The sequence below is a fragment of the Xenococcus sp. PCC 7305 genome (assembly GCF_000332055.1).
Taxonomy (GTDB): Bacteria; Cyanobacteriota; Cyanobacteriia; order Cyanobacteriales; family Xenococcaceae; genus Xenococcus.
On record NZ_ALVZ01000153.1, the window covers coordinates 16,071 to 31,450 of the forward strand.

Consider the following 15,380-nt stretch of genomic DNA (forward strand, 5'->3'; position numbering starts at 1 on the left):
GGTAATTCGAGTAGTGCAAAAAGTCTTGATCATTCGCGTATATCTTCATTTTCATTGATAGATAAATTTGTAGCCATAATCACACTAAACTTTACATTTGATTTCTTAGCGTTTTCTCCTTTGTGCCTTGGCTAGGTCGACATTCCCTTGCGTCTGATACTAACCTGCGTTCATAGACGTAAGATCATTTTTAATTCTCTTTGCGTCTTTGCCCAGAACACGAAGCTGGGTAAACGTCTTTGCGCGAGATAAAAAACACTTTATAAATAAAATCTAATTGATAAATTAACTTGCTTGAAAAAGTTTGACTCCAGAACAATCTATCTTCGAGACCAAATGAGCGATCGCCTTACCCGAAACAGGCTCTTGCCAATCCGCTGCAATTTCCGCCAAAGGAACCAACACAAAAGCCCGCTCGCTCATCCTCGGGTGGGGAATCGTCAGCACAGAATTATCTATCACCAAATCGCCATACAAAATAATATCGAGATCCAGCGTCCTCGCGCCCCATTTTGTCTCGGCACTTCTGATGCGACCAAACTGTAACTCGATCGCCTGAAACAAAACCAACAACTCCTCAGGTGTTTGCTCCACGTTCAAAACAGCACAACCATTGAGATAATCAGGTTGGGGCGGCCCCACAGGTTCTGTACGATACCAACTCGAAACAGCAACTAAACTTATTCCTGGAGTTTGCCCAAGAATTTTTATCGTCTGCTCCAAAGTAGCCAAAGAATTACCTAAATTGCTACCTAACGCGATCGCGCATCGATTACCCATTAGATCCCCAACTGAAAGTTAAATGCTAAATGTTAAATGTTAGAGGATTTTTGTAAGTGGCATGAGATTTTTACTATAATTTACGAACCCCAGAAAAAAAAATATGAGCTTCAGGAAATCCTGGCAGCATTCTTTTAGGTTCCAACATAAACCATGCTAAATCCCAATTTGGATGAAATCCAACTGACGAAAGAGGATTATCAAACATATTCTCGTCACATTATATTGCCAGAGGTGGGGCTGGACGGACAGAAACGCCTCAAGGCAGCCAGTGTACTTTGTATCGGTACTGGCGGATTAGGTTCTCCGTTACTGTTATATCTTGCCGCGGCAGGAATTGGCAGAATCGGAATTGTTGACTTCGATATTGTTGATAATTCCAATTTGCAACGCCAAATTATTCACGGTACTTCTTGGGTCGGCAAACCCAAAATCGAATCGGCTAAAAATCGCATTCTACAAATTAACCCCAATTGCCAGATAGATTTATACGAGACAGCTTTAACTTCGGCCAATGCCTTAGAAATCCTAGAACCCTATGATGTAGTCGTAGATGGGACAGATAACTTCCCGACTCGCTATCTCACTAACGATGCTTGTGTACTATTAGACAAACCAAATGTCTACGGTTCGATTTTCCGCTTTGAAGGACAAGCCACAGTCTTTAACTATGAAGGCGGCCCCAACTATCGCGATCTTTACCCCGAACCACCACCGCCGGGAATGGTTCCTTCCTGTGCTGAAGGGGGTGTATTGGGTGTGCTTTGTGGCATTATCGGCACAATTCAAGCTACCGAAACTATCAAAATTATTCTGGGGGCCGAAAATACCCTAAGTGGTAGATTGTTGCTCTACAATGCCTGGGATATGAGCTTTAGAGAGCTTAAATTACGTCCTAATCCAGAACGACCCGTAATTGAAGAACTTATTGATTACCAACAATTCTGCGGTATTCCCCAAGCCCAAGAAACAGAAACTATGATTCCAGAAATGAGCGTTCAAGAGCTGAAGCAACTTATGGATAGTGGCTCAGACGATTTTATACTGTTGGATGTTCGCAACCCCAATGAGTATGAAATAGCCAAGATCGATGGTGCAGTTCTCATTCCCCTAGGAGATCTCGAAGCTGGCTCTGGAGTTGATAAAGTTAAGGAATTAGCCAATGGTCATCGTGTAATTGCTCATTGTAAGTTGGGCGGGCGATCGGCGAAGGCTTTAGCCATTCTCAAGGAAGCAGGTATTGAAGGAACTAATGTCAAAGGTGGCATTAACGCCTGGAGTCAAGAAATTGATTCTAGTATCCCTCAATATTAATTACTAAGAAGGCAGAGGGCAGAAACTATTCTCTCTCTGTTCTCTCTTTCTAAAATCTGAGGGTGGTTCGCATCAAACCAATAATAATTGCGTTGTTCTCATTATTATGCTCAGGATTAGTAATAGTCAAAATACCAGGCGTTAGGGAAATCTTCTCGGTTAGAGGGTAATTATAGGAAAGCTCTAAATGCAGCGAAGTGTCCTCATCTTCTCTATCAGGGACATCGCTACTAGTTAATTTGGGAGGCAATCCCAGGACAAAGCTTAATTTACTACCTAGCTTTCCGAGATCATTATAAGAAGCTGTTAAGGCGGCAGTCCAGATGTCCGCATTCGCACCCGTAGAAGCGTCCAGGCCACTTGCCGCAGGAGAAGATTTGGCGACAGTACTAATATAGCCAACCCATCCCCCCAGCTCTACGCGATCGCTGACCTGATAGGAAGTAGAGATGTTGAAATTATCTGAGGAAGTCGCGGTTTCTAGTCCGAAAGGCGATTGAGCAAATAAGCTTCCCGTAAAACCCGTCAGGTTAGTGGTTAAGCGGGGTTCGGGAGTGAAAAAATGGGCATAGGTAAAAGAAACCCCAAAATTATCTGAAGGAGTTAAGGTAATTTGCCCCAGAGCCGAATAATCACCGTTAAAAAATCCCTTACTAGGTTCGGGATCATTGGGTGAACCTGCATAATAAGTAGCTCCTGCACCAATGAGATCGGTAAATTGATAGTAAACCCCACCTCCTGCACCAAAACCCAGGTCGTATAAAGGATTATTAAAACCAAACAAAGAAATAGTAGAAGCTCGATTGAGCACGGGGATAAAAGCACTAGAAGATTGGCGTGCTCCAGCAATATAAGCCTGACCTTTATCTCCTATGGGAAAACGATAAAATATTTGTCCTATTCTGACATTGTTTCCGGTATTGCTAGCAACCCCGAGAAAAGTCATCTGCGTTCCCGTCGTTCTAAGACCATAACCAGTAAGATTGCTTCCTTCAATACGGGTGCGAAATAAATCTCTACCTGAGAAACTAGTGTCAAAGTTCAAGCGCGCTCTAGCTCCAAAAGTTGTAACGGAGTCGAGATTTTCTGTCGGAGTTTGCCCTGAAGGCACAGCTTTTTTATCGCCAAAGGCGTGAACTAGTTGAAAAGCTACTTCTCCTCTGAGTATGGAAGTAGTCGAAAAATTATGATCTTCGAGAAAAGCAACTCTATCTTCTAGTTGATCAGTTTTATTTTGAACTACAATTAGCTCTTGCTCAAATTCTTTGATTAATTTTTCTAGTTCGGCTAAGTCTTCTTCAGTGAACTGTTCAGATAACTTGGAGATCGCAATGGTTTCCATTTTTTGCAAACAACTATTTAAGGCTGCGGCAAATTCAAAACGACTAATATTGCGATCGCCCTTAAAGGTATTGTCTTCATAGCCGGCAAAACAACGATGGCGATTGATTAATTTTACCAATGCGCCATATGCCCAATCAGTTGGTTTGATGTCTCTTAGATCACTAACTTTTGTTACCGGCCCCAGATTTGTATCCTCTTGGGTTTGTAGATCATATTGTGCGATTTGAGCCAAAGTTTGATTTATTGGGTCATCAAAGCTTGGGTTTTCTGTGGTGACGAATATGTCTGCGGTATCGCTGTTAGAGAATGAATTTAAGTTATCAATAATCAGAAATGATTCCGACTCAGCAGGACTCGAATCAAGAAATAAATCATTCTCCTGTGCCGCTACTGGAGAGAGCAAACTCAAATTGCAACCTAATATTGCTGAAGTGAATGATAGTGGCACACCAACAACAGTTAATTTATCCATAAACCTTATAATTATTCCCCATTACCTATTACCCATTACCCTAATAAGGTCTAACCTTTAAGTCGTTATTCACAAGCTCAATAACCTTTTGACTAGTATTCTCAGGAATCCTGGTATATTCCAAGTCTTCATTAAACTCTTGTCCTGAGGTTAAAATCCAAGTAATAAATTCTTGAGTTGCCTCTTTTGCCTCTGCCGTCGGATATTTTTGAGGAATCAAAAGCCAAGTTAAACCCACCAAAGGATAACCCTCTTCTGGTTCCTGAGCATTGGCGATCGTAAAATCCTCGTTAAACTCGATATTTGCTAAAGCTTTTTTCGTTTCTTCTACATTAGGTCTGGCATATTTACCTGCGAGATTCTCTAACCTAGCCATCGGTAGATTATTCTCGGCGGCAAAACTTGCTTGAACATAACCAATTGCACCATCAATACGTCTTACCTCTGCTGCTACTCCACTATCTTGCGCTCGTTGAGCATAGAGTTCAAAGCCCCAATCAGGTTGGCGACTAGCTGCAATCTTGCCATCACTTATGCGATTGAGATATCTGGTCAGCAGAAACGTAGTACCGCTATTATCCGATCGCGTGACGACCTGGATTTTTTTATCTGGTAAACGAGCGCTGATTTGGCTCCAGTTGCCAATTTCACCAGTAAAAATTTTGGCTAATTGTTTACGAGATATTTTGATGTCGGTTGTGACATTTTGCAGATTATAAACAATCGCGATCGCGCCACCAGCCGTCGGAACAGTAACTAACCCATCTTCCATTTGTGATTTTTCGATGGGAGTAGGAATCAGGGTACTAGAGCCAACATCAACAGCTTGATTGATAAAAAAACGAATTCCCCCGCCGCTACCAATAGAGGAATATTTAAACTCGGTTCCCGATGAACGCTGGTATTCAGTTTGATATTTCTGATAAAGAATTTCGGGAAATGAAGCCCCTGCACCCTTAATGGTTTGAGCCTGAACTGCATTGGCCCCCACAGCAAACGCGATCGTCGTGATCAGCGAAAAATAACTTAGATTCATCGTTTTACGGCAATGGGTTGATTTTTAAAGTTGTACCATCAGCAGGAATTTCGACCCAAAAATCTTCCCCAATGACGATTTCATAGTAATAATCAAAAGAAGTATATCTGGTACTACGCCAAGTAGAAACGATTTGAGCATCAGGTAACCAATAATTAAGGATTTTCATCACTTCTGCTGGAACCGCACTGGCTTCTACTTGCTCATCAATTTCGACAATCTGACCGTTGGATTGAATGTCAACTTCAAAATCAAAGCCTTGCTGGTTTTGTCCTCCGAGTTCATAAACCAAAGAGCCATCCGGACCAATCTCTATATTCGCGTAAGTTGGGTCTGCTCCACTTACAGCATTGGCTGCGGATAAAACAGTATTGGGGACTTGGGACAAGTCTATTTTTTTCTGGATTGTTCCTAGCTTCTGAGCAATTAACATCCCATCAGTCTCGATTAAAGATTGAGCTTGCGCATCTGCTAAAGAAAAAGGGAGCGCCAGAGCAAATATTGCTGTGGTAGTTAAAATCTTTTGTCCAATGTTCATGGGAAAAATCATTATTTTGGGATGGATAGTTCTATCCTATTGTTAGGTATTTCATATTTATTGATAGCCTATTTGTTAAAATAAACAGCTCAATACATAGCAAAAGAGACCTTAACCATCTTAAGGGTTGAGCAATTCCCCAAGCAATTTTACTTAAAAATAATTTACCTAAAAAAGACAAAGCTCTTTTTTAGGATAACGATACAGATGTTTTTCAAGAATATAACGACATGAAAAAAGTCCCATCCAAGATTAATTTATCAAATGGGAACTTTCCAAAAAAATGCTCCTGACTATTATGATGATTTCCTATAATATTAAGTACTTCTTGAAGAAATAAGATATACCTAAGACCAACCAAGGACAAACATCAGATTATTAGCTAGGAACAAAAAACTGAGGCATTAAAAAAATTAATGAAGGGCACAGGTAAGAGGGCAAGAAGCGTAAACAGATGCCTTGATAGATCTATTTTCTCCATGTAACCAATTCAACCAACTTACTTCTTCGGGGTGAATACCTTTGGCCGTTAAAACTGCTGCTCCGCCAAACACTATTAAAATATTCAGTGCCACAATACTACCTACTACCAATAGAACAGCACTAGATGGCAATATAGTTTGCAAGATAACTGTCGCAAAAATGCCGACAGTAACTAGCAAAACTCCGATGGGAAAACCGATAACTAATAAGCAAACGGCTAGGGTGAAACTCCATAGTAAAAAGCTTTTACTTAAAGTTAGATAAATATTTTTTTTCCAGGGATTGTTTTGAACTAATTGCATATTCTTGTAAGGATTTATCGACGACAACAACAACTAAAGAAGCATTCTCTGAGTGAAACTACTCAGCACTCTTGTAAAGACAAGTATAAGAAAAAAAAACAGCTTGAGACATTTTTTCAATATTTATTAACATTTCTTTTTTTATCAATCAGTGCCAATAAAAACATATTAGAGCGTGATCCCTGACTATTTTCTTGGATTTTCTCCAAAATAAAATGATTTTTGTTTATGACTCTGTGCGTAACATAAGTTTAAATATTCTCGTTTTCTTGGTCACGGCAACAAATATTGAGCATAAATGCTTAAGTACAAATGCATAGAAAATTTTGTTGTTAAATAAATTGACACATATTCCTTGCGCTTAATTAACATGAGAATTTTGATATTTTGTTGGACAAATATATTTTTAGGGAATGCTAATTGTAAGAAGCAATAAAATTTTTAAAGTAAAAATAAAGCATGACTAACGGACTAGGCAATCCTCTACCACCACCTCCCCCACCACCGCCGTCATTAACGAAAAATGAACCAAAAAATTCGCCTGAAAATCAAAATACGCCACAAAATTCTCGAGGTCCTAAACGTTCTGCGGGGCAACCGACTTTAGAATATATTATTCGCAATGCCTACGAATCAGGATTTTCCGATATTCATGTGGGAGTCGGCGAAGTACCGCGAATGCGCGATCGCGGAGAAATGGCTTTAACGGATTATCCCAAAACCGATCGCAAGACATTTATGAGTTGGTTGCATGAAATTTTGAGCGAAGAGGAAGTTCATACCTTTGAAACCAAACTCGAATTTGATGGGGCGACCCAGTATGAATTTGCCCGAGTTAGGATTAACATCTTTGATACCCTCAATGGGCCAGCGCTAGTCATGCGTTTGATTCCGTTAAAAATCCTGACTATGGAGCAATTAAATTTGCCCCCTGTTTTTAGAGATATTTCTGATCATCACAAAGGCTTAATCTTAGTGACCGGCCCCACTGGTTCTGGTAAATCTACCACTATGGCGGCGATGGTGGATTATATCAACAAAGAACATGCCAAACATATTATTACCATTGAAGATCCGATTGAATTTGTCCATCAAAGTCATCGTTCTCTAGTTAAACAAAGAGAAGTGGGAATTAATACTCTCAAATTTGATAATGCTCTCAAGGCTGCCCTAAGGGAAGATCCCGACATCATTCTGATCGGGGAGATGCGCGATCGCGAAACAGTCAATACAGCCCTTAAAGCTGCACAAACAGGTCACTTAGTAATGGGGACCTTGCATACTAATAGTGCGATCAAAACTATTGAAAGGATTTTGACCTTATATTCGGCAGAAGAACAAGATGCCATGCGAGTTGCGATCGCAGAGTCCTTAGTTTCTGTAATTTCCCAAGGATTGTGCCGGACTACTGATGGGAAAAGAGCTGCTTACCATGACATTTTGGTCAACACCGAAACAATGAAAGACTATATCAAAGGCTCTAAATATGAAGAGATGCATCAGTTGATGGAACAAGGAGAATATGATGGCATGATCACCACCAATCAATCTCTTTTTGATCTCTATGAAGAAGGAAGAATTTCCGAAGAAACCGCTTTGGAATGTGCTCCCACACCTAATGAGATGGCAATGATGTTAAGAGGAAGAGTTTAATAAGGTATGAGGAACGAGGGATGAGGGATGAGGAACTTCTTAAAGGATACCACTACGCATAAATAATCAGGTCCTAGGTAATGTTTTTCCTAATAGTGTTTTTCCTTATCCTTCATCCTTTATCCCTCATCCTTTAATAACGTGGTCTGATTCCTTGAGTTCGATATTGCCAATAATCCTTGAGGATTTGAGCGTGATCGAAGCAAAGATTATTGGGCATCTGTCCTTGATCGAAGATGGCGAAGTTCTTCGCATCATCAGCGGCTTGAGGTTGTCCTTTGGCGATCGCGATAAAGACAATGGCAATGGTATGTTGTCGGGCATCGCGATCGGGATCAGAATAGGCATGAAACTGCTCAACTAGCTCCACATCCAAACAAACTTCTTCTTTTGCCTCTCGAATAGCAGCCCGTTCTGCTGACTCACCATAATCGATGAATCCTCCAGGAATTGCCCAACCAAAGGGAGTATATAATCGCTCAATTAAAATAATTGGTCGTTCAGGGCGATCTACCAACTCGATGATGGTATCTACTGTCGGTGCGGGATTACGATAAGCCATTAATAGTTGAAGTAATTAAGTTGAGGCAAGTTCTTTTATCAATGCTAAGTTAATGTTGTTTTCCTCTATTTCGGTCATTTCTGCCTTGATATCAGGGCCAAAAAACTTCTCAATTTTAGGTTGTCTTTCTTGCCATTTCTCCAAGGAAACAAAAGGAGAGTAGAATTCTAACACTAGAGTATAAGAGCCGTCAGTAGATTTTTCGTGTAGACCAATTAGTTCTGGTCTTTGATCATCGGCAGGACTCAAGCCAATTTTTGCCAAAGCTTCATCCAGATGGGCTTCTTGTCCATAACGGTAGCGAGTAACATCCAGGCGTAATTGATTTTGAGTCGGCGTCGCCTCTGCTTCTCGTAAAGCAATCACTTCTGATGAGGGCGCTTGAGAATAAAGGACGGGTTTTAATTCCGAAGCTTTCAACGCAAGACCCCCCAGCAATAAAGGAACACCATAAAATAGTCCTGCGAGATTTAAAGTGGCATTGCCAAGGGCATAGGCAACAATGCCGACAACGGTTAAAAGGCCACCTACAGTTAGTCCCACAAGAGCCAGAGGAATTTTACGTAACATAAGCAAAAATTTATCGAATTGTATATATTTCTTAATGTTACTATTCTTAAGTCCACTAAAACCAATAAAGATAATGGATAAATCTACAATCAAAGACCGAGTTAAAACAATTGCTAGTAGAAGACAAGTCTTGATCGATCTCTTGGAAAATCCTAGTATTGGGACTCTCAGAGTTGATGTTGACCAAGCATTGGAAGAATTGGATGAACTTATTGAAGAATGTGAAGAGACTTTCCCTGAATAGAATTAACTGTTTTTGAGCCGAATTCGCTTGCTCAAGGCGACATTTCACTATTCTGGGTACTTTTGTTTACTATTTTTTCTTTTTTGAAGATGTAATTTTCATTGTAGGGATCGGGAATTATAAAGTTATATCTCCTTAAATTTGCCCTTTATCTGATAAAAATTACCATGAACGGTGAAGAATTGCTATGGCTTTATAAAACAGGAAAACGTGATTTTAGTCGTTCAGATCTTCATCAGGCAGAAATTCTCCAAGCGGACCTTCAAGAAATAGATTTGAGTCGTACTGAATTAGATTGGGCAAATCTCAGCGGAACTAATCTTTCTAGAGCAAATCTATCCCGTGCAGATTTAGTTCATGCGAGATTAATCAGCTCAAAATTGATTGGTGCTAACCTGAAATCTGCAGATCTCTCAGAAGCGGATCTCAGTTGGGTCAATCTTGATGGCGCTAGTTTGGTGAGAGTTGATTTGAGCGGGGCTAATCTTAATCAGTCTTGTTTAACTAATGCTAATCTTTCTGATGCCAATCTTAGCGGAGTCAACCTGAGCGGTTGTGATCTTAGTGGCGCAAATCTTAGTCGCGCCGATCTGACTGGAGCAGATTTGACAGGAGTAGATCTCAGTGGGGCGGATTTAAGTCGTGCGGATTTGAGTGAAGCGAATTTACACACTGCCGATATGACGCAAGTAAATCTGAACAAAGCAGATTTAAGTGAGAGTAATCTTCGCAAAGCTGATCTAACTCAAGCCACGATGAAGGGAGCTAATTTGCGCAAGGCTAATTTAAAATCTGCTAGTCTCACTGGAGCCAAATTAAGGGAAACTTTTACTAGTTTTGGTACTATCTCAGGAGACAATGGATCGGGAGCAAATCACCCAAGTAGAGTTGATCTCTGCGCTGCCAATCTTACAAGAGCAAATCTTAGTGGAGTTAATCTCGCAAAGGCGAATCTCAGATTTGCTTTGCTTTTTAAAACCGATTTGCGGGAAGTAACTCTTGTGGGTTCTAGCTTAATTGATGTTTATTTACGAGAAGCTGATTTGCGAGGGGCAAACCTAAAGCAAAGTGTAATCACTGGAATCAACTTAACTGAGACAATTATGCCAGATGGCAGTGTCCATCCTTAAATGTAAACCCTATTTACCTGTCCATTGTCAGCTTAGTGCCCCAACAAAAATTTTCTAAGAAACTTCTCATGGAAAACTTATGAAATCAAAGATAGTTAGTTTTTATAATGAAAAAATGCTGACAAGCATAAATGGGAATAACTAATAAATTAAATATTCATTAGCTTTTAACTGAGAGGCATAATGACAGTTCCAGAAAAAATGCCAAATTTTCTTTCTTATCATGAAGCTTCTGGGCAGGAAATTATTGAACATTTTAATAGCAATTTAGAAGAGGGCTTATCCACAGAAGAAGTTGTTCTTCGTTATGAGAAGTATGGCTGGAACCAACTAAAATTCAAACCAGGAAAACCAGCTTGGCTGAAATTTTTACTCCAGTTTCATCAGCCTTTACTTTATATCCTGTTATTAGCTGGTGGTATTAAAGCAATCTTAGGGTCATGGACAAATGCATTCGTCATCTGGGGTGTCACAGTGATTAATGCCATAATTGGTTATGCCCAAGAAGCCCAGGCAGAAAGAGCAATTACCTCCCTGGCAAATTCTGTAACTACAGAAGTAATCGTACTAAGAGAAGGTCAAAAACTGCGAATTATATCCCAGGATTTAGTACCAGGGGATATGGTCTTACTTACATCAGGAGATAAAGTTCCGGCAGACTTGAGGCTATTGCAAGTTCGTAATTTACAGGTGGATGAATCTGCTTTAACAGGAGAATCGTTGACTGTAGATAAATCTATCGCATCCCTGCCCCCAGAAACACTTCTAGCAGAAAGGACAAACATGGCATATGCTGGGAGTTTTGTTACTTTCGGTCAGGGCAAGGGTATAGTTGTCGCCACGGCCAATGATACAGAGGTCGGTCAAATCTCTCAATCGATGGAAAAGAGAGTAAATTTGACCACACCTTTAACCAGAAAATTTGCCAAATTCAGTCGAACTTTACTGTATGGGGTTTTGACCTTAGCAACCCTAACTTTCGTGATCGGATTGGGGCAAGGTGAGTCCTGGCTTTATATGTTTGAAGCTACCGTGGCACTGGCAGTCAGTGCAATTCCGGAAGGCTTGCCTGCAGTGGTTACCATTACCCTGGCAATTGGAGTCAACCGTATGGCACGTCGTCATGCCATTATTCGGAAATTGCCTGCAGTTGAAGCATTAGGAAATGCCACGGTTATCTGTTCGGATAAAACTGGAACGCTTACAGAAAATCAAATGACGGTACAGAGTATTTATGTAGCAAATGAATATTATGCGGTCAGTGGTAGTGGCTATAGTCCAAAAGGAGAGATTTATTGCCAAGAAAATGACAAACCCCAAAAATATTTTGAGACTAAATTTCCTCTCGGGCTAGAAGAATGTCTAATAGCAGGAGTACTCTGTAACGACTCACAGTTAAAACAGACGGGGGAAGATTGGTCGGTTGTGGGAGATCCCACAGAAGGGGCATTAATTGCAGCAGCTGCAAAAGCTAGTTTGAGTCAATCTGGGCTGTCTGCCTCAAAACCAAGATTAGATGCGATTCCTTTTGAATCTCAGTACCAATATATGGCAACTCTACATGATGGGGATTTTCCTGTGATTTATGTTAAGGGATCAGTAGAGTCTTTGATAAGCCGTTGTAATCAGATGATCAATTGTCATGATCAGATTGTCCCTTTTGAGCGAAGACAAATAGAAGAAGCAGTAGCAATGATGGCAAAACAAGGATTAAGGGTATTAGCTTTTGCCAAAAAAGAAATGAATTTTCATCAGCATTCCCTAGACCATGAGGATATTGACACAAACTTGATTTTTTTGGGATTGCAGGGCATGATTGACCCTCCCCGACCAGAAGCGATCGCAGCTATTCATACCTGTCAGAGTGCTGGAATTCAAGTGAAAATGATTACTGGCGATCATATTACCACCGCACAGGTGATTGCCACGAAAATGGGTATTACCAAGACAGGAAAGGTTTTAGCTTTTGAAGGCAGGCAATTGGGACAAATGAACCAGGTTGAAATTGCCCAGGCAGTTGAAGACGGCTCGGTATTTGCTAGGGTTTCTCCCATACAAAAATTACAGTTAGTTGAAGCACTTCAGTCTAAAGGAGAAATAGTGGCAATGACTGGAGATGGAGTGAATGATGCCCCTGCCCTCAAACAAGCAGATATTGGAATTGCCATGGGAAAAGGAGGAACAGAAGTGGCAAGAGAGTCCGCTGATATGCTGCTGACAGATGATAACTTTGCCTCCATCGAAGCGGCTGTGGAAGAAGGTCGCACTGTCTACCAAAACTTACAAAAAGCGATCGCCTTTCTCCTACCTGTTAACGGTGGCGAATCCATGACCATATTAATAAGTGCTTTGTTAGCCAGAGATTTACCTATTCTCTCCCTGCAAGTCCTCTGGCTTAATATGATCAACTCTATTACAATGACTGTTCCTCTAGCATTTGAACCTAAATCTCAGGGATTAATGCAACAGCCGTCCCGTAATCCCAATGAACCTCTACTTACCCAAAAATTATTCAAGCGGATTTTGATAGTATCGTTGTTTAACTGGATTTTGATCTTTGGCATGTTTGAGTGGGCTAAATCCACAACAGGAGATATTGCAGTTGCTCGTACTATGGCAATTCAAGCATTAGTGGCAGCAAGAATTATCTACCTTCTCAGTATCAGCCAGTTGAGAATAGGGGTATTTAATTATTTACGCCGCAAAAATTCAGTAGTTGCTAAAGCACCGATACTAATTTTTGGTGTTGTAACGGCTGTTATTTTGCAGATTATCTTTAGCCAATGGAGTGTGATGAACGTCTTATTTGAAACAGCGCCACTAAATATCAATCAATGGCTAATCTGTTTACTGCCCATGTTGCCTATGATACCCATAACATTCTTAGCAAATTTTATTGATCCACCTTCAAGAAGTGACAAATTATCAATTTCGGCTTTGAACTAACCTGCCCTATAGGATTTTGGGGTTGCACCTGTAATTTGTCGAAACTTTTTGCTTAGGTGGCTGTGACTATTAAAACCACAATGTAAGGCAATATCGACAATAGATTGGTCTGTTTGTTTTAACAACTGTTTAGCTCGCTCTACTCGTTGCTGAGTCAGGTATTGGTGGGGAGCTAATCCGATAGATTGTTTGAACAGACGGCTGAAATGAAATTGGCTCATGTCGAGTAATTGAGCCAGGTTTTCCAGCTTGAGATTTTGATCTAAATGAGCATCAATGTAATCTAAAATCTGCATAAGTTGACGTTGGGGAAGTCCTCCCTCATAAATTGGTAACTTTGGTTTGGTTGTCGCATGTTGTCTGAGTAAATTAACGGCCAAGATATTTGCCAAAGAATCCACATAAAGCTGATTACCCGAGGGATTTTGTTGCAATTCAGAAAAGAGCATTGTGGCGATCGCTTCTAAATGGACATCACGAGTTTGAAATGTCGGCATGAGCTCAAGGCGATCGCAATCATTTTGGAGATTTTCCCTGGCGACACTTTTTAGAAACTGCGCAGTAAGCTGAATCTGTAAGCAATTTTCATCCCCTTCCCAACGAACAAATAATGGTGTGTTGGCTGGAGTGATTAACAGATCTCCCTTCCGATATAGCCCGGTGTGGGTTTGACCATCCTGAGTTTGCAAGTAGGGAATTGGGCGGGGTGCTAGGGACATGAACATTGTGTGGTTACCCTCTTGATGATAAGGCCCCTCTCCAGGAGGATTACGGAGATGCTGAACCCGAATATGTTCTCCCGTTAGGATTGGGCTAACCTGGCTGGTTAAGACATTCATTTGGTCTTGGGAGAGGGCAGTTTTTTCCATATAACTAACTCAATATGAGTATGAATGGACTCATCGCTTATGAGATTAGATCGGCTCAATAAGCTGAGATGTACGACAAGGTAAGACGAGATCATTTTCATCTTAAATGATAGTTCTACTCAAGATTGTTGACATCCTCTCCGCCCTCCGGTGCCGCTAAAGGACGGAGATTCCCTAAAAAAGCGTGAGCTGGATAGGGGTGGTTGACGCTTCGACGCAAACTGCTGGCACTGCCAGACTGACACTCGCTCCACGTCCGTTTTGATCTGAGTCGGATTGCCCACCCGCCTCTTTTATTATATTTTTTGCCGCATTGATATCTCGGTCGTGAATGGCGCCGCAATGCAGGCATCTCCATTCCCGAACATCAAGCTCTTTCTTCCCTCCTGACTTGCCACAACAAGAACAAATTTGAGAGCTAGCGTACCATCTATCAACAATAGTTAGATCTCGGCCATGTTTGTCGCATTTAGCTTCTAGCATGGTCTTGAATTTAGACCAGCCAGCATCGCTAATCGCTCTTGATAGCTTGCGATTTTTGACCATGCCACTGACATTGAGATCCTCTAGAGCTAGCGCTTGGTTTTCGCGAACTAGTCTAGTGGTCAGCTTGTGCAGGAAATCCGTTCTTTGATCTTTTACCTTGGCGTGTATTTTAGCCAGTTTAAGCTTTCTTCTTCTCCTCCTATTAGAATCTTTTTTGGCCTTGGCTAGTCTTCGATTTGCTTTCTTAAGTTTTTTGAGAGTTTTTTTGTGAAGACGAGGATTATCGACTTTTTCTCCGTTGCTTAAAATAGCGAAATGAGTTAACCCAAGATCGATTCCCACACTATTGTTAGTTTGAGCGAGAATCTCATGGGCAATCTCGACAACAAATGAAGCAAAATACCTTCCAGCGCAATCTTTAATGATCGTCACACTACTAGGTTTGCTTGGTAGTGGACGAGAAAAAATTACTCTGATATGCCCAATTTTTGCTAATTTGACTGATTGAGAATGAAGAGTAAAAGCATTGGTTGCAAACCTAATAGCTTGCCTTGATTGCTTTTTCTTAAATTTTGGCTTGCCAACCTCTTTTCCTTTTCTCTCTCCTTTTTTGCTAGTGAAGTAATTGTTCCAAGCTGTTCGCAAATCTCT

At 40.9% G+C, this 15,380-nt stretch carries 14 protein-coding genes; 5 read left to right on the forward strand and 9 right to left on the reverse strand.

Features of this window, described 5'->3' with window-relative positions:
• Positions 1–285: 285 nt before the first annotated feature.
• Complete coding sequence (gene folK / locus XEN7305_RS09435; protein ID WP_006509174.1) at positions 286–780, reverse strand: 2-amino-4-hydroxy-6-hydroxymethyldihydropteridine diphosphokinase; 495 nt, start codon at positions 778–780, stop codon at positions 286–288.
• A 153-nt stretch (positions 781–933) separates the two neighbouring features.
• Here folK and moeB point away from each other — a divergent pair, with 153 nt between their 5' ends.
• A complete protein-coding gene (gene moeB, locus XEN7305_RS09440) occupies positions 934–2,094 on the forward strand; it encodes a molybdopterin-synthase adenylyltransferase MoeB (protein ID WP_006509175.1) in 1,161 nt (386 codons plus the stop codon).
• Positions 2,095–2,143: 49 nt separating this feature from the next.
• Here the strand turns inward: moeB and XEN7305_RS09445 are convergent, their stop codons facing one another.
• The 4 genes from XEN7305_RS09445 to XEN7305_RS09460 form a co-directional block, all read right to left on the reverse strand.
• Positions 2,144–3,910 carry an iron uptake porin gene (locus XEN7305_RS09445; protein WP_006509176.1) on the reverse strand — a complete coding sequence of 589 codons (1,767 nt, stop codon included), beginning with the start codon at positions 3,908–3,910 and terminating at the stop codon, positions 2,144–2,146.
• 40 nt (positions 3,911–3,950) lie between these two features.
• The gene (gene pstS / locus XEN7305_RS09450) at positions 3,951–4,946 is read right to left on the reverse strand and encodes a phosphate ABC transporter substrate-binding protein PstS (protein WP_006509177.1); all 996 of its coding nucleotides are present in this window, start codon (positions 4,944–4,946) and stop codon (positions 3,951–3,953) included.
• A 4-nt stretch (positions 4,947–4,950) separates the two neighbouring features.
• Positions 4,951–5,484 carry a hypothetical protein gene (locus XEN7305_RS09455; RefSeq protein ID WP_144053230.1) on the reverse strand — a complete coding sequence of 178 codons (534 nt, stop codon included), beginning with the start codon at positions 5,482–5,484 and terminating at the stop codon, positions 4,951–4,953.
• Between the two features lie 413 nt (positions 5,485–5,897).
• Positions 5,898–6,269 carry a hypothetical protein gene (locus XEN7305_RS09460; RefSeq protein ID WP_006509179.1) on the reverse strand — a complete coding sequence of 124 codons (372 nt, stop codon included), beginning with the start codon at positions 6,267–6,269 and terminating at the stop codon, positions 5,898–5,900.
• A 459-nt stretch (positions 6,270–6,728) separates the two neighbouring features.
• Here XEN7305_RS09460 and XEN7305_RS09465 point away from each other — a divergent pair, with 459 nt between their 5' ends.
• A complete protein-coding gene (locus XEN7305_RS09465; protein WP_006509180.1) occupies positions 6,729–7,922 on the forward strand; it encodes a type IV pilus twitching motility protein PilT in 1,194 nt (397 codons plus the stop codon).
• 133 nt (positions 7,923–8,055) lie between these two features.
• Here the strand turns inward: XEN7305_RS09465 and XEN7305_RS09470 are convergent, their stop codons facing one another.
• Positions 8,056–8,484 (reverse strand): NUDIX hydrolase, encoded by a 429-nt coding sequence (locus tag XEN7305_RS09470; RefSeq protein WP_006509181.1) that lies wholly within the window; start codon positions 8,482–8,484, stop codon positions 8,056–8,058.
• A 15-nt stretch (positions 8,485–8,499) separates the two neighbouring features.
• Positions 8,500–9,054: a DUF2854 domain-containing protein gene (locus XEN7305_RS09475; RefSeq protein ID WP_006509182.1), complete on the reverse strand. Its 555-nt coding sequence runs from the start codon at positions 9,052–9,054 to the stop codon at positions 8,500–8,502.
• Between the two features lie 73 nt (positions 9,055–9,127).
• Between XEN7305_RS09475 and XEN7305_RS29305 the strand changes: the two genes are divergently transcribed.
• From XEN7305_RS29305 to XEN7305_RS09485, 3 genes are all read left to right on the forward strand, one after another.
• Positions 9,128–9,298, forward strand: a complete 171-nt coding sequence (locus XEN7305_RS29305; RefSeq protein ID WP_006509183.1) for a hypothetical protein — start codon at positions 9,128–9,130, stop codon at positions 9,296–9,298.
• 167 nt (positions 9,299–9,465) lie between these two features.
• The gene (locus tag XEN7305_RS09480; protein ID WP_006509184.1) at positions 9,466–10,428 is read left to right on the forward strand and encodes a pentapeptide repeat-containing protein; all 963 of its coding nucleotides are present in this window, start codon (positions 9,466–9,468) and stop codon (positions 10,426–10,428) included.
• 201 nt (positions 10,429–10,629) lie between these two features.
• On the forward strand, positions 10,630–13,374 hold the full coding sequence (locus tag XEN7305_RS09485; RefSeq protein ID WP_052035159.1) for a cation-transporting P-type ATPase: 2,745 nt from the start codon (positions 10,630–10,632) through the stop codon (positions 13,372–13,374).
• On the opposite strand, the gene XEN7305_RS09490 is transcribed toward XEN7305_RS09485, so the two are convergent.
• A complete protein-coding gene (locus XEN7305_RS09490; RefSeq protein WP_006509186.1) occupies positions 13,371–14,243 on the reverse strand; it encodes a helix-turn-helix domain-containing protein in 873 nt (290 codons plus the stop codon). The genes XEN7305_RS09485 and XEN7305_RS09490 overlap by 4 nt on opposite strands.
• Positions 14,244–14,417: 174 nt before the next feature.
• A partial coding sequence (locus XEN7305_RS09495; protein WP_006509187.1) for an RNA-guided endonuclease TnpB family protein occupies positions 14,418–15,380 on the reverse strand: 963 nt, incomplete at its 5' end.